Annotated in this window: 15 protein-coding genes and 1 pseudogene; 4 read left to right on the top strand and 12 right to left on the bottom strand. The window is 70.7% G+C overall.

All coding sequences use genetic code 11. The annotated features are described in order from the left end of the window. Positions 1 to 108 precede the first annotated feature (108 nt). Positions 109 to 960: a helix-turn-helix domain-containing protein gene (locus ACFV6X_RS00140; protein ID WP_385375268.1), complete on the top strand. Its 852-nt coding sequence runs from the start codon at positions 109 to 111 to the stop codon at positions 958 to 960. Between the two features lie 61 nt (positions 961 to 1,021). Here ACFV6X_RS00140 and pssA read toward each other — a convergent pair whose 3' ends face one another. From pssA to ACFV6X_RS00095, 9 genes are all read right to left on the bottom strand, one after another. After that, entirely contained in the window at positions 1,022 to 1,876 is an 855-nt protein-coding gene (gene pssA / locus ACFV6X_RS00135; protein WP_365444057.1) for a CDP-diacylglycerol--serine O-phosphatidyltransferase, read from the bottom strand. Next, on the bottom strand, positions 1,863 to 2,519 hold the full coding sequence (locus ACFV6X_RS00130) for a phosphatidylserine decarboxylase (RefSeq protein WP_385375265.1): 657 nt from the start codon (positions 2,517 to 2,519) through the stop codon (positions 1,863 to 1,865). The genes pssA and ACFV6X_RS00130 overlap by 14 nt, the downstream gene beginning before the upstream one ends. Before the next feature lie 171 nt (positions 2,520 to 2,690). After that, positions 2,691 to 3,896, bottom strand: a complete 1,206-nt coding sequence (locus tag ACFV6X_RS00125; protein ID WP_365444063.1) for an acyl-CoA dehydrogenase family protein — start codon at positions 3,894 to 3,896, stop codon at positions 2,691 to 2,693. A 2-nt stretch (positions 3,897 to 3,898) separates the two neighbouring features. Next, positions 3,899 to 4,417, bottom strand: coding sequence for a MaoC family dehydratase (locus ACFV6X_RS00120; protein ID WP_385376232.1), 519 nt, complete (start codon positions 4,415 to 4,417; stop codon positions 3,899 to 3,901). A gap of 5 nt (positions 4,418 to 4,422) precedes the next feature. Further along, complete coding sequence (locus tag ACFV6X_RS00115) at positions 4,423 to 5,445, bottom strand: HpcH/HpaI aldolase/citrate lyase family protein (RefSeq protein ID WP_385375260.1); 1,023 nt, start codon at positions 5,443 to 5,445, stop codon at positions 4,423 to 4,425. Then, complete coding sequence (locus ACFV6X_RS00110; protein ID WP_385375257.1) at positions 5,442 to 7,469, bottom strand: protein meaA; 2,028 nt, start codon at positions 7,467 to 7,469, stop codon at positions 5,442 to 5,444. Before ACFV6X_RS00110 ends, ACFV6X_RS00115 begins: the two co-directional genes overlap by 4 nt. 10 nt (positions 7,470 to 7,479) lie before the next feature. Beyond that, positions 7,480 to 8,823 (bottom strand): crotonyl-CoA carboxylase/reductase, encoded by a 1,344-nt coding sequence (gene ccrA, locus ACFV6X_RS00105; RefSeq protein ID WP_385375255.1) that lies wholly within the window; start codon positions 8,821 to 8,823, stop codon positions 7,480 to 7,482. A 415-nt stretch (positions 8,824 to 9,238) separates the two neighbouring features. Next, the gene (locus ACFV6X_RS00100) at positions 9,239 to 10,048 is read right to left on the bottom strand and encodes a TetR family transcriptional regulator (RefSeq protein ID WP_385375253.1); all 810 of its coding nucleotides are present in this window, start codon (positions 10,046 to 10,048) and stop codon (positions 9,239 to 9,241) included. A 333-nt stretch (positions 10,049 to 10,381) separates the two neighbouring features. Continuing rightward, positions 10,382 to 12,187, bottom strand: a complete 1,806-nt coding sequence (locus ACFV6X_RS00095; RefSeq protein ID WP_385375250.1) for a 3-hydroxyacyl-CoA dehydrogenase family protein — start codon at positions 12,185 to 12,187, stop codon at positions 10,382 to 10,384. Between the two features lie 367 nt (positions 12,188 to 12,554). Here ACFV6X_RS00095 and ACFV6X_RS00090 point away from each other — a divergent pair, with 367 nt between their 5' ends. Beyond that, positions 12,555 to 13,136, top strand: a complete 582-nt coding sequence (locus ACFV6X_RS00090; RefSeq protein ID WP_385375247.1) for an adenylosuccinate lyase — start codon at positions 12,555 to 12,557, stop codon at positions 13,134 to 13,136. A 249-nt stretch (positions 13,137 to 13,385) separates the two neighbouring features. Here ACFV6X_RS00090 and ACFV6X_RS00085 read toward each other — a convergent pair. From ACFV6X_RS00085 to ACFV6X_RS00075, 3 genes and pseudogenes are all read right to left on the bottom strand, one after another. Continuing rightward, positions 13,386 to 13,783: pseudogene (locus ACFV6X_RS00085) on the bottom strand (RidA family protein). Positions 13,784 to 13,840: 57 nt separating this feature from the next. Continuing rightward, positions 13,841 to 15,397, bottom strand: coding sequence for an alpha/beta hydrolase (locus ACFV6X_RS00080; protein WP_385375244.1), 1,557 nt, complete (start codon positions 15,395 to 15,397; stop codon positions 13,841 to 13,843). A 152-nt stretch (positions 15,398 to 15,549) separates the two neighbouring features. Beyond that, the gene (locus tag ACFV6X_RS00075) at positions 15,550 to 16,587 is read right to left on the bottom strand and encodes an Rv2578c family radical SAM protein (RefSeq protein ID WP_385375241.1); all 1,038 of its coding nucleotides are present in this window, start codon (positions 16,585 to 16,587) and stop codon (positions 15,550 to 15,552) included. Positions 16,588 to 16,767: 180 nt separating this feature from the next. Between ACFV6X_RS00075 and ACFV6X_RS00070 the strand changes: the two genes are divergently transcribed. Next, positions 16,768 to 17,211, top strand: coding sequence for an SRPBCC family protein (locus ACFV6X_RS00070; protein ID WP_385375238.1), 444 nt, complete (start codon positions 16,768 to 16,770; stop codon positions 17,209 to 17,211). A gap of 151 nt (positions 17,212 to 17,362) precedes the next feature. Beyond that, complete coding sequence (locus tag ACFV6X_RS00065) at positions 17,363 to 19,750, top strand: MFS transporter (protein ID WP_385375235.1); 2,388 nt, start codon at positions 17,363 to 17,365, stop codon at positions 19,748 to 19,750. The last annotated feature ends 36 nt before the right edge of the window (positions 19,751 to 19,786 follow it).

The following is a 19,786-nucleotide window of genomic DNA, read 5'->3' as shown; positions in this document are numbered from 1 at the left end:
CGTACACCACGAGCCTGCGGCCGGATCGCCTCGCCGCGGCAGTACCACGCCGTTCCTGGGAGTGACAGGGCCAGGCACCGCGCGGCCACCGGCCCGTACGGTGGACGCATGGACGGGACCCACGCACTCGGCGACTTCCTGCGCGCCCGCCGGGCGCTGGTCCGCCCCGAGGACGCGGGGCTGCCGGGCGGCGGGCTGCGCAGGGTCCCGGGACTGCGCCGCGAGGAGGTCGCGCTGCTCGCGGGGATCAGCGCCGACTACTACCTGCGCCTCGAACAGGGCCGTGACCGCAACCCCTCCGTCCAGGTGCTTCAGGCCCTCGCCCGGGTCCTGCGGCTCGACACCGCCGCCACCGCCCACCTCATCGGCCTCGCCCAGCCGTCCCGCCCCGCGAGCCGCCCGCCCGAGACCGTGCCGGCGAGCATCCTCCAGCTGATCGCCGGCTGGCCGCGGCACCCGGCCTACGTCCAGAACAGGTTCACCGACGTCCTCGCCGCCAACCCGCTCGCCACCGCCCTCTCCCCGAACTACGCGCCCGGCGTCAACCTCCTGCGCGCCGTCTTCCTGGACCCCGCCGAGCGGGCGCTGCGCCGGGACTGGGAGGAGCTCACCGACGAGGGCGTGGCCGTCCTGCGCACCCGCGTCGGGCCGGACGTCGACGATCCCCGGCTCCAGCACCTGGTGGGCGAGCTGTCCGTGCGCAGTGAACGCTTCCGGCGGCTCTGGGGCCGCCATGACGTCAGGCCCCACCGCGGCCGCGTCAGCCGGCTGCGCCATCCGCAGGTCGGCGATCTGGACCTGCACTCGGACAAGCTCTCCCTCGACGGCGACGACGCGCTGATCCTGGTCGTCTTCCACGCCGAGCCCGGCAGCCGCAGCGCGGAGCTGCTGGACATCCTCGGCAGCCTCAGCGCCCCGCACCAGGACACGCCCGCCCACGAGCCCACCCACGAACAGTGAAGGGCCCCGAACCTCACAGGTTCGGGGCCCTTCACTTCACGATGACCGGTGGTGTCAGCGCCTACGGCAGCTGCGCCGCCCGTGCCTCGCGCCGGTTGTCGCGGAAGTTGTTCACCCGGCGGGCCGTGGCGAACAGCGGGATCACCGCGCCCATGACCAGCTGGAGCGCACAGCCCGTCTGGAGCAGCAGCTGGCCGCTGGGGGCACCGAAGGCCCAGGCCACCAGCAGCCCCATGCTGAGCACGATCCAGGCGAGCATCGCGCCGGCCAGGCGGCCCCGCGGCTTCGGGTACTCGACGCGGCTCACCATCAGCCACGCGGTGCCCAGGATCGCCAGCAGCGTCGCCGCGAAGGGCAGCTCCAGAAGCACGATCGCGACGACCGTCAGCGCCCCGAAGGGGCTGGGCATGCCCTGGAACATGCCGTTGGTCGGCGTCACACAGGAGAATCTCGCCAGCCTCAGCACCACGGCCAGCAGTACGACGATCGCGCCGACCGCCGCCACCCGCTGGTGCGCGTCGTCGGCGACCATGCCGTAGACCAGGACGAAGTACGCCGGGGCCAGGCCGAAGCTGATCAGGTCGGACAGGTTGTCCAGCTCGGCGCCCATGGGGGAGGAGCGGAGTTTGCGCGCGACCAGGCCGTCGAACAGGTCGAAGACCGCCGCGCAGAGCATCAGGATGACCGCGGTGGCGGCGCTGTGGCGGGCCATGCCGGTCTCCTGGCTGCCCGTGAGGTGCGGGATCAGGATGCCGGTGGTGGTGAAGTACACCGCCATGAAGCCGCACGTGGCATTGCCGAGGGTGAGGGTGTCCGCTATCGAGAGGCGGAGAGAGAGCGGCATCTCCTCCTCCTCGTCGGACTCCTCGGCCTCGGGCACCCAGCCCGCCTGGGTCTCCGGGTCAATCACGGTCAATTCGAGTCACCCCAGCCACGGTCTTCTGACCGACCTCGACCGCTACCTCCACGCCCTCGGGCAGATAGAGGTCCACGCGCGAGCCGAAGCGGATCAGTCCGATCCGGTCGCCCTGCTCGACCTTCGTGCCCTCGGGCACGTAAGGCACGATACGCCGGGCCACGGCGCCGGCGATCTGGATCATCTCGATGTCGCCGAGCTCGGTGTCGAAGTGCCACACCACCCGCTCGTTGTTCTCGCTCTCCTTGTTGAAAGCGGGAACGAAGCCACCCGGGACGTGCTCCACCGACGTCACGGTGCCGGCCAGGGGAGCGCGGTTGACGTGGACGTTCAGCGGGCTCATGAAGATCGCGACGCGGGTACGTCCGTCCTTCCACGGCATGATGCTCTGCACCACACCGTCGGCCGGCGAGATGACCCGGCCCTGGGTGATCTCACGCTCGGGGTCGCGGAAGAACCACAGCATCCCCGCCGCGAGCGCGGTGGCGGGAACGGCGACGGCCTTCGCGGCGCCGGAGCGGCGCGCACGGGCCAGGCTGAGGGCAGCGGTGGCGACGGTCGGCAGAAGCCACGGCGATGCTCCGCGCGCGAGGCGTACGCCGACCAGGCTGTCGCGAGGTGCAGAGGTTTGGCTGTGGGGCATGGATGACCTTCGTAGCGGATGATGCCGCGCTTCTGACGGGGGACGGCGGCTTTCCCGCGATCGTAGCGGCTAAGCGCCGCAACTGGGTAAGCCAGGAAGCCGAGTCGGCGGCCGGGGAGTGCCTACGGGGTGTGATCTTCTTCTCGAAGAAAACACCCCGCTTCCGGACAATCAGCCCTGGAACCGATACTCTTCGAGCAGCCGCCGCCCGATGATCATTTTCTGGATCTCGGCGGTACCTTCACCGATGAGCAGCATCGGGGCCTCGCGGTAGAGGCGCTCGATCTCGTACTCCTTGGAGAAGCCGTAGCCACCGTGGATCCGGAAGGCATCTTCCACGACCTCTTTGCAGTACTCCGAGGCCAGGTACTTCGCCATACCGGCCTCAAGGTCGTTTCGTTGCCCGGAGTCCTTTTTGCGCGCAGCGTTCACCATCATCGCATGCGCGGCCTCCACCTTGGTAGCCATCTCGGCGAGTTTGAACTGGATCGCCTGGTGCTGCGCGATCGGCTTGCCGAAGGTGTGACGCTGCTGGGCGTACTGGACGCCGAGTTCGAACGCGCGCTGGGCGACGCCGCAGCCACGTGCCGCCACGTTGACGCGGCCGACCTCCACGCCGTCCATCATCTGGTAAAAACCGCGTCCGGTGGCCCCGCCCAGCACGCGATCCGCGGGAATCCGCAGGCCGTCCATGATGAGCTCGGTGGTGTCGACACCCTTGTAGCCCATCTTGTCGATCTTGCCGGGGATGGTCAGGCCCGGGCGGACCTCGCCGAAGCCGGGTTCCTTCTCCACCAGGAAGGTCGTCATCGACTTGTGCGGCGCGGAACCCTCGGGGTGACCTTCGTCACTTCGCACCAGAACGGCGACGAGGGACGACGTACCCCCGTTGGTCAGCCACATCTTCTGACCGTTCAGGACGAATTCGTCGCCGTCCCGGACCGCCTTGGAGGTGATGGCCGACACGTCCGAGCCGAGACCCGGTTCGGACATCGAGAAGGCGCCGCGGATGTCACCGGCCGCCATCCGGGGCAGGTAGTGGTCCTTCTGCTCCTGCGTGCCGTGCTGCTTGAGCATGTACGCCACGATGAAGTGCGTGTTGATGATGCCGGACACCGACATCCAGCCGCGGGCGATCTCCTCGACGCAGAGGGCGTACGTCAGGAGCGACTCGCCCAGACCCCCGTACTCCTCGGGGATCATCAGGCCGAACAGGCCCAACTCCTTGAGGCCGTCGACGATCGCCTGCGGGTACTCGTCGCGGTGCTCCAGCCCGGTGGCGACCGGGATGATCTCCTTGTCCACGAAGTCCCGGACCGTGGACAGGATCTCCTGCTGGACGTCGGTCAGACCGGCGGTCTGGGCGAGTCGCGCCATCGCTACTTCCCCTGTTCCTTTTCCTTGAGTTCGGGCCGGCCCGGCTGCTCGCCGCCGCGCTCCTTGATGTACGTCTCGGTGGGGACCATCACCTTGCGGCGGAACACACAGACCAGCGTGCCGTCCTGCTTGTAGCCCTTGGTCTCCACGTGCACGATGCCGCGGTCGTTCTTCGACTTCGACGGCCACTTGTCCAGCACGGTCGTCTCGCCGTAGATCGTGTCGCCGTGGAAGGTCGGCGCCACGTGCCTGAGCGACTCGATCTCCAGGTTGGCGATCGCCTTGCCGGAGACGTCCGGCACGGACATGCCCAGCAGGAGGGAGTAGATGTAGTTCCCCACCACGACGTTCTGGCCGAAGTCCGTCGTCTTCTCGGCGTAGTTGGTGTCCATGTGGAGCGGGTGGTGGTTCATGGTGAGGAGACAGAACAGGTGGTCGTCGTACTCGGTGACCGTCTTGCCCGGCCAGTGCTTGTACGTCGCCCCGACCTCGAACTCCTCGAAGGTGCGCCCGAACTGCATCGCGCTCACGCCTCCGGAATCTCGAACTTGCCGGTGCGCCGCATGCCGGCGGCGCGGCCCTTGCCGGAGACCACCAGGGCCATCTTGCGGCTGGCCTCGTCGATCATCTCGTCGCCGAGCATCGCCGAGCCCTTCTTGCCGCCCGCCTCGGACGTGTAGTAGTCGTACGCGTCCAGGATCAGCTCGGCGTGGTCGTAGTCCTCCTGGGACGGCGAGAAGATCTCGTTGGACGCCTCGACCTGGCCCGGGTGCAGCACCCACTTGCCGTCGAAGCCGAGCGCCGCGGCGCGCTGCGCGACCTCGCGGTAGCCGTCGACGTTGCGGATCTGGAGGTAGGGGCCGTCGATCGCCTGGAGGTCGTTGGCGCGGGCGGCCATCAGGATCTTCATCAGGATGTAGTGGTAGGCGTCCGCCGGGTAGCCGGGCGGCTGCTCGCCCACGACCAGCGACTTCATGTTGATGGACGCCATGAAGTCGGCCGGGCCGAAGATGATCGTCTCGATCCGGGGCGAGGCCTGCGCGATCTCGTTGACGTTGTTCAGGCCCCGCGCGTTCTCGATCTGCGCCTCGATGCCGATCCGCCCGACCTCGAAGCCCATCGTCTTCTCGATCTGCGTCAGCAGCAGGTCCAGCGCGACGACCTGCTGGGCGTCCTGCACCTTCGGCAGCATGATGCAGTCGAGGTTGGGGCCCGCCCCCTCGACCACCGTCACGACGTCACGGTACGTCCACTCCGTCGTCCAGTCGTTGACGCGCACGACCCTGGTCTTGCCCGTCCAGTCGCCCTCGTTGAGGAACTTGACGATGGTGTGCCGCGCCTCCGGCTTGGCGAGCGGCGCACAGGCGTCCTCCAGGTCGAGGAAGACCTGGTCGGCCGGGAGGCCCTGCGCCTTCTCCAGGAAGCGGGGGTTGCTTCCGGGGACCGCGAGGCAGGAGCGCCGCGGACGCAGACGGTTGACCGAATCAGAGGGGCCGGTCGCGGAGCGACCGTCAGGCAGGGTGGTGGTGGGCGACGGGTGGGCGGTCATGCGGGGACCTCCAGGGGGTCGAGCTTGTTCGCTTTGCGGATCTCGTCGACGATACGGCCGATGATCCCGGTGATGTCGAAGTCCTTCGGGGTGAAGACCGCGGCCACTCCGGCGGCCCTGAGCTGCTCGGCGTCGCCGCTGGGGATGATCCCCCCGGCGATCACCGGGATGTCGGGCGCCCCGGCCTCGCGCAGCCGGTCCAGCACGTCCGGGACCAGCTGGGCGTGCGAGCCGGAGAGGATCGACAGACCCACGGCGTGCACGTCCTCCGCGAGGGCCGCGTCCACGATCTGCTCGGGCGTCAGCCGGATGCCCTGGTAGACCACTTCGAAGCCGGCGTCACGCGCGCGCACCGCTATCTGCTCGGCGCCGTTGGAGTGCCCGTCCAGGCCCGGCTTGCCGACCAGGAAGCGCAGCTTGCCGACGCCCAGGTCCTGAGCCGTCAGGTCCACCTTGCGGCGCACCTGGGACAGGGCGCTGCCCTCCTCGGCGGGGATGGCCACCGGCGCCGACGAGACACCCGTCGGGGCGCGGAACTCGCCGAACACCTCGCGCAGGGCCCCGGCCCACTCGCCGGTCGTGACCCCGGCGCGAGCGCACTCCAGGGTGGCCTCCATGAGGTTGCCGGTGCCCTTGGCGGCCTCCTTCAGCCGGTCCAGCGCCTTGCAGGGACGAGGATGGTTGAAGGGCGGCTGGTAGCGGGTGTCGCGCCAGTTCTGGAGCGCGGTGACGACCCGGGCCTCGACCGCCGGGTCGACCGTGTGGATCGCGGTGTCCAGGTCGGCGGTCAGCGGGTTCGGCTCGGTCGTCTCGAAGATGTTCACGCCGATGATCTTCTCCTGGCCGGACTCGATCCGCCCCCGGCGCTCCGCGTGCGAGGCGACCAGCTGCGACTTGAGGTAGCCGGACTCGACGGCGGCCATCGCGCCGCCCATCTCCTGGATGCGCTCGATCTCGGCGAGGGAATCCGCGACGAGCTCACCCACCTTCGCCTCGACGACCGTCGAGCCCGCGAAGATGTCGTCGTACTCCAGCAGGTCGCTCTCGTGCGCGAGCACCTGCTGGATGCGCAGGGACCACTGCTGGTCCCAGGGGCGGGGCAGGCCGAGCGCCTCGTTCCAGGCGGGCAGCTGGACGGCCCGCGCGCGGGCGTCCTTCGAGAGCGTCACGGCCAGCATCTCCAGGACGATGCGCTGGACGTTGTTCTCCGGCTGCGCCTCGGTCAGGCCCAGGGAGTTGACCTGGACGCCGTAGCGGAAGCGGCGCTGCTTGGGGTTCTCGATGCCGTACCGCTCGCGCGTGACCTGGTCCCAGATCCGCCCGAACGCCCGCATCTTGCACATCTCCTCGATGAAGCGGACGCCCGCGTTCACGAAGAAGGAGATGCGGGCCACGACGTCCCCGAACTTCTCCTCGGGAACCTGCCCCGAGTCGCGTACGGCATCGAGAACCGCGATCGCGGTGGACATCGCGTACGCGATCTCCTGCACCGGCGTGGCGCCCGCCTCCTGCAGGTGGTAGCTGCAGATGTTGATCGGGTTCCACTTCGGGATGTGGGAGACCGTGTAGGCGATCATGTCCGTGGTCAGCCGGAGTGAGGGCCCCGGCGGGAACACGTGCGTCCCCCGCGACAGGTATTCCTTGACGATGTCGTTCTGGGTCGTGCCCTGGAGCTTGGTGATGTCCGCGCCCTGCTCCTCCGCGACGACCTGGTAGAGCGCCAGCAGCCACATGGCCGTGGCGTTGATGGTCATCGAGGTGTTCATCTGCTCCAGGGGGATGTCCTGGAACAGCCGGCGCATGTCACCGAGGTGACCGATCGGCACACCGACCCGGCCGACCTCGCCGCGGGCGAGGACGTGGTCGGAGTCGTAGCCGGTCTGCGTCGGCAGGTCGAACGCCACCGACAGACCTGTCTGGCCCTTGGCGAGGTTGCGCCGGTACAACTCGTTGGACGCCTCGGCCGTGGAGTGACCGGCGTACGTGCGCATGAGCCACGGCCGGTCCTTCTGACGCTCAGTCATGCATCGCCCCTCAGATGTTCCGGAAGCGGTTGATCGCGTCGACGTGCTGGGCGCGCATCTCCTCGTCGCGCACGCCGAGGCCCTCCTCGGGGGCGAGGCACAGCACGCCGACCTTGCCCTGGTGGGCGTTGCGGTGGACGTCGTGGGCGGCCTGGCCGGTCTCCTCCAGCGGGTAGACCTTCGACAGCGTCGGGTGGATCTTTCCCTTGGCGACGAGGCGGTTGGCCTCCCAGGCCTCGCGGTAGTTGGCGAAGTGGGAGCCGATGATCCGCTTCAGGGACATCCACAGGTAGCGGTTGTCGTACTGGTGGTCGTACCCGGAGGTCGAGGCGCAGGTGACGATGGTGCCGCCCTTGCGCGTGACGTACACGCTGGCGCCGAACGTCTCGCGGCCCGGGTGCTCGAAGACGATGTCGACGTCCTCGCCGCCGGTCAGCTCCCGGATGCGCTTGCCGAACCGCTTCCACTCCCGGGGGTCCTGGTGGTGCTCGTCCTCCCAGAACTTGTAGTCCTCGGCGGTGCGGTCGATGATCAGCTCGGCGCCCATCTTCCGGCAGATCTCGGCCTTCTGCTCGCTGGAGACGACACAGATGGGCGTCGCCCCGCCGGCGAGCGCGAACTGCGTGGCGTACGAGCCGAGTCCACCGCTCGCGCCCCAGATGAGGACGTTGTCGCCCTGCTTCATCTGGGCGCCGTTGCGGGAGACCAACTGCCGGTACGCGGTGGAGTTGACCAGACCCGGGGCGGCGGCCTCCTCCCACGACAGGTGGGCGGGCTTGGGCATCAGCTGGTTGGACTTCACCAGCGCGATCTCGGCCAGGCCGCCGAAGTTGGTCTCGAAGCCCCAGATGCGCTGCTCGGGGTCGAGCATGGTGTCGTTGTGACCGTCACTGGACTCCAGCTCGACGGACAGGCAGTGCGCGACGACCTCGTCGCCGGGCTTCCAGGAGTTGACGCCCGGGCCCGTGCGCAGGACGACGCCCGCGAGGTCGGAGCCGATGACGTGGTACGGCAGGTCGTGCCGCTTGGTCAGCTCGCTGAGCCGGCCGTAGCGCTCCAGGAAGCCGAAGGTGGACAGCGGCTCGAAGATCGAGGTCCACACCGAGTTGTAGTTCACCGACGAGGCCATGACGGCCACCAGGGCCTCACCGGGGCCGAGTTCCGGCACCGGCACCTCGTCCAGGTGGATCGACTTGCGGGGGTCCTTGTCGCGGGTCTCGAGGCCCGCGAACATCTCCGTCTCGTCCTTGTGCACGGTGATCGCCCGGTACGACTCGGGGACCGGCAGAGCGGCGAAGTCGGCCGGCGTGGAGTCGGGCGACTGGATCGCGTCCAGGATGTCCTTAACGGTCACGGTGTTGCCTCCGGCGGTGAACGCCCCTGAGGGAGGGGACGCTGAGGGTTACGTCGGTGCTGCTGAGGGATGAGGGTGTGCCGTCGGTTCGGCGGGTGGTGCTTGTCCGGCAGCGCTTTGTGGCGCGGGAGGTTGCCTGTGACGCAGGCGTCCGGGCGCGCAGGCCGGGGAGGCTTGCGGGGACAGCCGGCGTACGAAAGGTCGCTGCACGCCGGCCGCCCGGACTACTTCAACGTATGGCACCCCGTGTCATCCGGCAAGGCACTGGGTGCCAGAACTTGCTCTCAGATGAAATCTTTACGTAACAAATGAGCGATGATCGATCGAATCGGGTCTTGGAACGCGCTGAAAAGGTGCCCTGACATGCCAAAACGGCCACCCGGGCGGGGTGGCCGTCGTCACAGCGCGGGGACGCTCAGCGGTCCTTGAGCGCTTCCTCGATGGTCCGCATGACCTCGTCGAGGGGGGCGTCGGTGCGGGCGACCGTCACCAGCACCTCGCCGTGCCCCGAGACCGACGCGGGGGCCAGCCCCGGTGGCGTGGAACGTCCTATCCCGATGCCCGCCCCGAAGGTCCTGCGCACGATCGCGAAGGCGTGGTCCAGCTGGGCCTCCACGTCCCCCTGGCCGCCCGCGCGCAGCCAGCGCCGCAGGACGTGGTTGTGCGCGGTGACGACGGCGGACGCGGCGACCTCGGCCAGCAGCGGGTCGTCGTTGGCGTCGTCGTCGTGCGCGTGCTCGTCGAAGTGGCCCAGCAGATAGCGCGTGAACAGGCGCTCGTAGCGGGCCACCGAGGCGATCTCGGCCTCACGCAGGGTGGGCACCTCGCGCGTGAGCTTGTAGCGGGCGACCGAGATCTCCGGCCGGGCCGCGTACATCTTCATGACTTCCTTGATCCCGCGGCACACGGTGTCGAGCGGGTGCTCGTGCGCGGGCGCCGCGTTGAGCACCGCCTCGGCCCGGATCAGGGTGTCGTCGTGGTCGGGGAAGATCGCCTCTTCCTTGGAGCGGAAGTGGCGGAAGAAGGTGCGGCGGGCGACCCCGGCCTGGGCCGCGATCTCGTCGACGGTGGTCGCCTCGTAGCCCTTGGTCGCGAACAGCTCCATCGCCGCGGCCGCCAGTTCCCGGCGCATTTTGAGCCGTTGGGCGGCGGCGCGACCGCCCGCGGCGCTCTCCGGCGCGTCGGGCGTGGCGGATGTACGTGAGGACCTGGCGGGCTGGGGCATGCCCTGAACGTACTGCATGTGCGCAGCTCGATGCGCAGGTCCGGGGTTTCCCCCGCCCCTGCCGGGCGGGGGAGTACCGGGCCGGGCGGCCGGGGAACGGCTGCCCGGCTCCAGCAGCCCGCCCCACTCCCCGCCCGTCCTGAACCAGTCGCCGGGCCGGCCGGGCGGCCCCTCGGGGAGCGGGCCGGCGGCACGGGGCCGGGCACGCGCGTCGGCGGGGTCACCCGCCCCGGCGCTCCCGGCCTCGCCCGCCAGGGGCCGGGTCCCCGCGACGCGGCCCGGCGGGGTCGCGCCGTGCCGGCCGGCGGAGCCGGACTGATCCACGGGTCGCCCCTAGCGGCGGGCGTACTCACGGAAGCCGCGGCCCGTCTTGCGGCCGAGGCAGCCCGCGGCCACCAGGTGCTCCAGCAGGGGTGCCGGGGCCAGTCCCGGGTCGCGGAACTCGCGGTGCAGGACCTTCTCGATGGCCAGCGACACATCCAGGCCGACCACGTCCAGCAGCTCGAACGGGCCCATGGGGTAACCGCCGCCCAGCCTCATCGCCGCGTCGATGTCGTCCAGGGACGCGTAGTGGTCCTGCACCATCTTGATCGCGTTGTTCAGGTACGGGAACAGCAGGGCGTTGACGATGAATCCGGCCCGGTCGCCGCAGTCGACGGCGTGCTTCCTGACCTTGGCACAGACCTCGCGGACGGTGGCGTGGACGTCGTCGGCCGTGAGCACCGTTCGGACGACCTCGACCAGCTTCATCGCCGGTGCCGGGTTGAAGAAGTGCATGCCGATCACGTCCTGCGGACGCGAGGTGGCCCGGGCGCAGGCGACGACCGGCAGCGACGAGGTCGTCGTCGCCAGGACCGCGCCCGGCTTGCAGACCTTGTCCAGCGAGGCGAACAGCTGCCGCTTGACCTCAAGGTCCTCGGCGACCGCCTCGACCGCCAGGTCGACGTCGGCGAACGCGTCGTACGATCCCGCCGGGGTGATCCGCTCCAGCGTCTGGGCCGCCGCCTCGGCGGTCAGCCGGCCCTTGTCGACGGAGCGCGCCAGGGACTTGCCGATACGGGCCTTGGCCGTCTGCGCCTTCTCCTCGCTGCGGGCGGCGAGGACCACGTCGTAGCCCGCCTTCGCGAACACCTCGGCGATGCCCGACGCCATGGTGCCGGAGCCCGCGACGCCGACCGAGCGGACCGGGCGGCCCGGCGTGAGGTTCCCGCCCTCCTGAGGCGTCAGCGCGTCCGGCACCACGGTGGCGCTGCCCGGGGCCTCGTAGGTGTAGAAGCCGCGGCCCGCCTTGCGGCCCGTGAGGCCCGCCTCGCTGAGCTGCTTCAGGATCGGCGCGGGGGCGTGCAGCCGGTCGCGGGACGCGGTGTACATGGCTTCCAGGACGGTCCGCGCGGTGTCGACGCCGATCAGGTCGAGCAGGGCGAGCGGGCCCATGGGCAGTCCGCAGCCGAGCCGCATCGCGGCGTCGATGTCCTCGCGGGAGGCGTACCTCGCCTCGTACATCGCGGCGGCCTGGTTGAGATAGCCGAACAGCAGCCCGTCGGCGACGAATCCGGGCCGGTCGCCGACCGCCACGGGCTCCTTGCCCAGCTCGATCGCGAGATCCGTGACCGTGGCGACGGCCTGCGGCGCGGTGAGCACCGAGGAGACCACCTCGACGAGCTTCATCGCCGGCGCGGGGTTGAAGAAGTGCAGGCCCAGCACGCGCTCCGGGCGGGCCGAGTCGGCGGCCAGGCGCGTGACGGACAGGGCGTTGGTGCCGGTCGCGAGAATCGTCTCCGGGCGCACGACGCCGTCCAGTTCGCGGAAGATCTGGTGCTTGACCTCGTACGACTCCGGCGCCACCTCGATCACCAGGTCGGCGTCGGCAGCCGCCCGCAGGTCGGTGGAGGTGCGCACGCGGGCGAGGGCGTCCGCGCGCTCCTGTTCGGTGAGGCGGCCGCGCTCGATGGCGCGGGCCGTGGAGGACTCCAGGGCGGCGACGCAACGCACCGCCTGGGCCTCGCTGATGTCGATGCCGACGACCTCGCGGCCGGCCTTGGCCAGGACTTCGGCGATGCCGGTGCCCATGGTGCCGAGGCCGACGACGGCAATGGTCTGGAGCGGGGACAGCGGGCGGTCGGACAGGGGAGTGGCCATCGCGGGACTCCTGGAAATGAGGTGACGACTGGGAACGCGCCCGGGTGCGCCGAGGGCGCACCAGGTGCGTGAGAAGTGCGGGTGATGCCGGGCTGCAAGCGCACACGCCCGGTGCCGTCGCTGCGGACGTGCACACGTCCGAGGAACGGTGATGACCGACCGGCCCTGTCCCGTGGCCGAGTCGCATTGCGGTACCTGACGTACCGAACCGACTGCTCTCGCGGCGGCTGCGTCACCAGGCCGTCGCGAGCAGTGATACGAGTGGGTAACTCGCTCCAATGAGCTTAACTCGCGGGTAACGAGCGCGCCAGCCCTTTGTCTTTGTGATGTAGGTCCCGGACGCCGAGATCGTTTGTACGCTCGCGTCATGGACGAAGAGTTGCGATCGCTCACGGAGCGCTTACGGCGGGAGTCCGGGGGCTCCGCGGAGTACGAGCGGCTGGTGGCGACCGAGGACCACGGCGAAATCGCCGGAGTGCTCGTCGCGCCCGGCCGGCCGCTGTGGGCCAGGGAGCTGGCCGCGTTCCGGCTGGGGACGGCGGGCGACCGGCGGGCCTTCGAGTCCCTCGTCCTGCTCCTCAACCACCGTGATCCACCGCGCTGCGCGTCCGCCGCCCACGCTCTGGCCCGGCTCGGCGACCCGCGCACCGGCCGCGCGGCGGCGGCCCTCGCCACGAACGAACGGCGGGTCGCCTACGCCCTGCACCCGGTGCGGCTGCTCGTCGAGCTGCGTGCCCCCGAGTCCGTCCCCGCCCTGATCACCACGCTGCGACGCCGGCTCCGCCCGCACGACCCGTACCGGAGCGTGGCCCTCGCGTGCGTGGAGGGGCTGGGCGAGCTGGGCGACAGCCGGGCCGGGCCCGTACTGAACGAGGCCCTGGCGCATCCGGCGCTGGCGGAGGCGGCCGTGGCGGCGCTGGCGCGGATTCCCGGGCAGCGGCGGGGATGAGGGGGGTACGGCCGCACCGGGTGGGCTACCCCGCGTCCAGTCAACTCCCGTGCGTACCGCACCTCCGGCACCTGGACCCCCTCCCCCTCGAACGGCTCTCCGGCGCCGTCCGCCGCGAAGCCCTCCCGTTCGGAGAAGCGGCGGGCGGCGGTGTTGTTCCTCAGGGGTGGGCGCCCGGCCGGCCGCCGACGCGGATCTCGGCCACCCGGGCGCAGTCGGCGAGGGCCGGCTCCCGGACGTGCGGCCCGGTCACGCGGCCACCACCGCGAACGCCTCGATCTCCATCAGGTACTCGGGGCGGACCAGCCCGGCGACCCGCACGGCCGAGGCGGCCGGGAGCCGGTCGCCGGGTATGTGCTCGGCGCGGGCCGCGCGGATGGCGGGCATGTGCGCGATGTCCGGACGAAGTAGGTGAGCTTGACGACGTCGCCGAACGTGGCGCCGGCCGCGGCCAGGCAGCGGCGCAGGTTCTCGAAGACCTGGCGGGCCTGGGCGGCCGGGTCGCCCGCGCCGACCAGTTCGCCGCGCTCGTCGAGCGGGAGCTGTCCGGAGACGGCGACGAAACGGCCGGTGCCTGTGACCACGTGGGAGTACTGCTCGGCGGCGGCGACGCCCTCGGGGGCCGGGATCCTGGTCGGCTCACTCATGGGTCCATGGTGGACCATGGGTCCGGCCGAACCCCCGACGGGCCGTCACCTCGTGATTCAGCCGCGGAAACCCAGCAGCCTGTGCAGCGTCGAACCCTGCGACTCACCGGCGGACTTCGCGACCAGCGGCTTGGGGTCGGGCAGCGCCGCGCACACCGCGTCCGTCTCCCCGCGGCCGCGCGGCACCGTGCCGTCGGTCAGATACGCCGACAGATGCCGGTCGAGGCAGGTGTTCCCGCTCAGCGTGATGCCGTGGTTGCCGCCCTCCTGCTCGACCACCAGGCTGGAGCCGCGCAGCAGCCTGTGCACCGTCGTGCCGCCCTGGTACGGCGTGGCCGCGTCGTGCGTCGCCTGGAACAGCAGGACCGGCGGCAGCTTGTCGTTGGCCACGTCCACCGGCCCCAGCGAGTCCGTCGGCCAGAACGCGCAGGGAGCGTTGTACCAGGCGTTGTTCCAGGTCATGAACGGCGCCTTCTCGTGCACCGCCCAGTTGTCCTTGCGCCACTGTGCCCAGTCGCGCGGCCAGCCGGCGTCCCGGCACTGCACCGCGGTGTAGACGCTGTAGCCGTTCTCCTCGGCGGCGTCGGCCGCGCCGAAGTTCTCGTACGCCTCGACCAGCGGGGCGGTCTCCCCGTCGTTGACGTACCCGGCGAACGCCTCGGCGAGGTGCGGCCAGTAGCCGTTGTAGTAGCCGCCGGGCAGGAACGTGTCCTCCAGTTCGGCCGCGCCCACCGTGCCGCCCGCGGGCTTCTCGGCCAGCGCCGCCCGCATCGCGTACCACTCGGCCTCGACCTTCTCCGGATCGGTGCCCAGCCGGTAGGTCGCGTCGTGCTCGGCGACCCAGGCCATGAAGGCCCGGTGGCGGTCGTTGAAGGCGTGGTCCTGTGCGAGGTTGGCCTCGTACCAGACACCGGTGGGGTCGACGACGGAGTCGAGGACCATGCGCCGCACCCGGTCCGGATGGAGCTTGGCGTACACCGCGCCGAGGTAGGTGCCGTACGAGTAGCCGAAGTAGTTGATCCGCGGGGCGCCGAGGGCGCGCCGGATCCAGTCGATGTCCTGGGCGGCGCTGAGCGTGTTCATGTGGGGCAGCTCGCGCGCGTACTTCTTGCCGCAGGCGTCGGCGAAGGACTTGGCGCGCGTGAGGTCGGCCTGTTCGACGGCCGCGGTGGCGGGCACGGAGTCCGCGCGCACGGGGTCGAAGTGGCCGGGAGCGCAGTTCAGCGCCGGCTCGCCGCCGCCGACGCCGCGCGGGTCGAAGCCGATGACGTCGTACTGGGCCGCCACCGCCTTGGGCAGCGAGGAGGCGACGAACCCGGCGAGGGCCAGACCGCTGCCGCCGGGACCGCCCGGGTTGACCAGCAGCGGCCCCTGGTACGTCTTCGCGGTGTGCGGGACCCGGGACAGGGGGAGGGTGATCTTCCGCCCGCCGGGGTCCGCGTGGTCCAGTGGCACCTCCAGGGACGCGCACTGGAGCGTCGGATGGTTCGCGGTGGCGCACTTCTTCCAGGTGGGCCCGGTGGCGTCCGGGGCGCTCGCGCGGGCGGGGACGGCCGTGAAGGTCCCGGCCACCACCACGGCGGCGCCGCACAGCGCGGCTGCACGTTTCTTCATGGGGGGTCCTCCCAGGACGGAGGGTTGTGGACCGCGAGTCCCGCGGCCCTCGCCGGATCGTCCCGGAGTGAGCACCTGTAAGAACGTGTTCCGCCAATTCTTGACCCGATTGGGCCGTGAGTTGCGCTCGAACGCTCTCGGACAGAACGCTCTCAGATGAGCGAAAGTTGAGTCTGTTCGGCCACCGCCGCCGGGGCGGAATCGGGCTCCCGGATCCGGCGGTGCGCGCCCGCGCGCGTGGGGCCGATGCCGTACTCCTCGGCCAGCTCGTGCACCTGCCGGGTGATCCGGCGCTGGTACCACTTCGGGGCATAGGCGCCGTCCGCGTACAGCCGCTCGTAGCGGCGCACCAGGTGCGGGTGCTCCCGGCCGAGCCAGGCCATGAACCACTCGCGCGCCCCCGGACGCAGATGCAGCACCAGCGGGGTCACCGAGGTGGCCCCGGAGGCCGCGATCGCCCGCACGGTGTCCCGCAGTTGGGCCGGGTGGTCGCCCAGGAACGGGATCACCGGCGCCATCAGCACCCCGCATCCGATGCCGTGCTCACCGAGCGTCCGTACGACGTCCAGGCGCCGCTCGGGCGCGGGCGTGCCCGGCTCGACGGTGCGCCACAGCTCGGGATCGGTGAAGCCGACGGAGACCGAGATGCCGACGTCCGTCACCCGGGCCGCCTGGGTCAGCAGGTCCAGGTCGCGCAGGATCAGCGTGCCCTTGGTGAGGATCGAGAAGGGGTTCGCGTGGTCGCGCAGGGCGGTCAGGATGCCCGGCATCAGCCGGTAGCGGCCCTCGGCCCGCTGGTAGCAGTCGACGTTGGTGCCCATCGCGATGTGCTCGCCCTGCCAGCGGCGTGAGCCGAGCTGGCGGCGCAGCAGGTCCGGCGCGTTCACCTTCACCACGATCTGGGAGTCGAAGCCCAGCCCGGTGTCGAGGTCGAGATAGCTGTGCGTCCTGCGGGCGAAGCAGTACACGCACGCGTGCGTGCAGCCCCGGTAGGGGTTCACCGTCCACTCGAACGGCATCCGGGAGGCCCCCGGCACCCGGTTGACGATCGAGCGGGCCCGCACCTCGTGGAACGTGATGCCGGCGAACTCGGGGGTGTCGAACGTACGGGTGGTCACCGCGTCCGCGCCGAACAGCGCGGCGTCGGCGGGGCTGTCGCCGGATTCCAGGGCGAGGTTCTCCCAGCGCATGACGCCTCCTCGGTAGCACTGACCCCACAATAGAACATCTGTTCCCATGATCGTGCGGGCGTCACCTCCGATCGCGCTCCGAAACCCGATCGATCACATCCGTGCCCCCGATTTGGGCGGCCGGGGACCGGGGTGGTTGGCTTGCCCCGACCCCGAGAACTCAGGTGCTGGAGGAACTCCATGGCGCAGGTCGAGGCCACCACGGAACGCGTCGTCGCGGCGGACCCGGAGAAGGTGTTCGACACCCTCGCCGACTACAGCGGCACACGCGCGAAGCTGCTGCCCGAGCACTTCAGCGAGTACGAGGTGCGCGAGGGCGGCGACGGCGAGGGCACCGTCGTCCACTGGAAGCTCCAGGCCACCAGCAAGCGCGTGCGCGACTGCCTCCTGGAGGTCACCGAGCCGACCGAGGGCGAACTGGTCGAGAAGGACCGCAACTCCTCCATGGTCACCACCTGGCGGGTCACCCCGGCCGGCGAGGGCAGGTCCCGCGTCGTCGTGGTCACCGTCTGGCAGGGCGCGGGCGGCGTCGGCGGCTTCTTCGAGAGGACCTTCGCGCCGAAGGGGCTCGCCCGGATCTACGACGCGATGCTCGACAAGCTCGCCGCCGAGGTGGAGAAGTAGCCCAAGCGGCCGGTCCGCAAAGGCCGTTGGTCCCTCACCGGTTCGAGTGGAACTCGGGTTCCGCCGGCATGGATCCGTAACTCGCCGCGCTTGTTGGCAGTTGTCGCTTTTACGCGGTAATGGTGCAGCAGCGCGACGAGGGGAGCGGTACGTGGGCGGGACCACTCTGGTGCAGGACGAACCGGTCGCGGCGGTGGCGCCCCCGAGGCTTCCGGCGCCACCGCCCACGCCGGCCGCCGAACTCGGCCCGCGCCGGGTGCGGTTGGTCTTCTGCGGGCTGATGCTCGCCCTGCTCCTGGCCGCCCTGGAGCAGATGATCGTCGCCACCGCGCTGCCGAAGATCGTCGGCGAGCTGCACGGCCTCGACAAGATGTCCTGGGCGATCACCGCCTATCTGCTCACGGCCACCGTCGGACTGCCGATCTACGGCAAGCTCGGCGATCTGCTGGGCCGCAAGGGCGTCTTCCAGTTCGCCATCGTCGTCTTCGTCGTCGGCTCCGCCCTGGCGGGCCGCGCGCAGACCATGGACCAGCTGATCGCCTTCCGCGCGGTGCAGGGCGTCGGCGCGGGCGGACTCATGATCGGCGTCCAGGCGATCATGGCGGACATCGTGCCGCCCCGGCAGCGCGGCAAGTTCATGGGGCTGATCGGCGCCGCCTTCGGTCTTGCCTCCGTCGCCGGGCCGCTGCTCGGCGGCTACTTCACCGACCACCTCTCGTGGCGCTGGTGCTTCTACATCAACGTGCCCTTCGGCCTGGTCACCATGGCCGTCGTCGCCGTCGTCCTCAAACTGCCCAAACCCCAGGTCAAGGCGCGGCTCGACGTTCTCGGCGCCCTGCTGCTCACCGTGGCCTCCACCTGCCTGGTCCTGCTGACCAGCTGGGGCGGCACCGAGTACGCCTGGGGCTCCCGCGTCATCCTCGGCCTCGCCGCCGGCGCCGTGGCCGCCACCGCGCTGTTCGTCGTCGCCGAGCACCACGCCGCCGAACCCCTCATCCCGCTGCGGCTGTTCCGCGACTCGGTCTTCAACATCACCGGTCTGGTCGGCCTGGTGCTCGGTGTCGCGCTGTTCGGCGCCGCCAGCTACCTGCCCACGTTCCTGCAGATGGTCGACGGGGCCAGCGCCACCGAGTCCGGGCTGCTGATGCTGCCGATGATGGGCGGCATCGTCGGCGCCTCGATCATCTCCGGTCAGCTCATCAGCGCCACCGGCCACTACCGGATCCACCCGATCCTCGGCAGCGCCCTCTCCGTCGTCGGCATGTGGCTGCTCTCCCGCCTCGAAGCCGACACGCCCCGGCTGCACTACAGCATCTGGATGGGCGTCCTCGGCGCCGGGATGGGCATGGTGATGCCGGTCCTGATCCTCGCCGTGCAGAACTCCGTGCGCCCCGCCGACCTCGGCACGGCCACCAGCGCCAACAACTTCCTGCGGCAGATCGGCGGCAGCGTCGGCGCCGCCGTCTTCGGCACCCTCTTCGCCGACCGCCTCACCGACTCCCTGGCCGACCGTCTGCCGCGCACCGGTGCCGCCCTGCCCGACGCCGAGTCCATCACCCCCCAGGCCGTCCACGCACTGCCCCCGGCACTGCGCGACGGCTACATCCAGGCCTACGCCGACGCCATGCCGAGGATCTTCCTGTACCTCGTGCCCGTGCTCGCCGTAGGCCTGCTCCTCTCGTTCTTCCTCAAGGAGAAACCGCTGGTGACCTACCGAACCCCCGAGACGGACAGCGCGCAGGTGAACACCACCGTCCCGCAGGCCCGTTCGCCGTACGCCGCCGGAATCGCCGTCTGCGGCACCGTGCAGCATCCCGACGGGACCGTCGTCCCGCGCGCGGCGCTCACCCTCATCGACGTCGCCGGACAGCAGATCGGGCGCGGCGCCAGCGGCGAGGACGGCCGGTACGCGCTGGCCACGCCGGGCTCCGGGGCGTACGTCCTGATCGCGGCGGCGGGCGGTCACCAGCCGCAGGCCGTCTCCGTGACCGTCGGCGAGCGCCCCGTCGAACTGGACGTCGTACTCGGCGGCGCCGGGCGCCTCGCCGGCAGCGTGCTCACCGCCGACGGCACGCCCGTACGGGACGCCACGGTCACCCTCACCAACGTGCACGGCGAGGTCGTCTCCAGCACCCGCAGCGGCCGCGAGGGCGGCTACGTCATCACCGAACTGGTCGCCGGTGAGTACACCCTCGCCGCCAGCGCGCCCGCGTTCCGCCCCGCCGCGCTCCCCGTCACCGTCCAGGCCGCCCGCGAGACCCGGCAGGACGTCGAGCTGGCCGGCGGCGCCGTGCTGCGCGGCACGGTACGGGCGAGCGGCGGACGGCCCGTGGAGGACGCCCGCGTGACCCTGCTGGACGCCGCGGGCAACGTCGTCGACACCCTCACCACCGGTCCCGACGGCACGTTCCGGTTCGTCGACCTGTCCTCCGGCGAGTACACGGTGATCGCGGCCGGCTATCCACCGGTGGCGACCGTGCTCCAAGTGGCGGGCGGGGGGCGCACGGAACGGGACCTCCAGCTGGGCCACGAGGACTGATCGGACCGTGGGGCGCACGAGTGTGCGCCCGCGTGA

It is taken from the genome of Streptomyces sp. NPDC059861 (assembly GCF_042731435.1).
Taxonomy (GTDB): domain Bacteria; phylum Actinomycetota; class Actinomycetes; order Streptomycetales; family Streptomycetaceae; genus Streptomyces.
The sequence above is the reverse complement of the archived record's forward strand: the minus strand, read 5'-3'. Positions and strand labels throughout refer to the sequence as shown.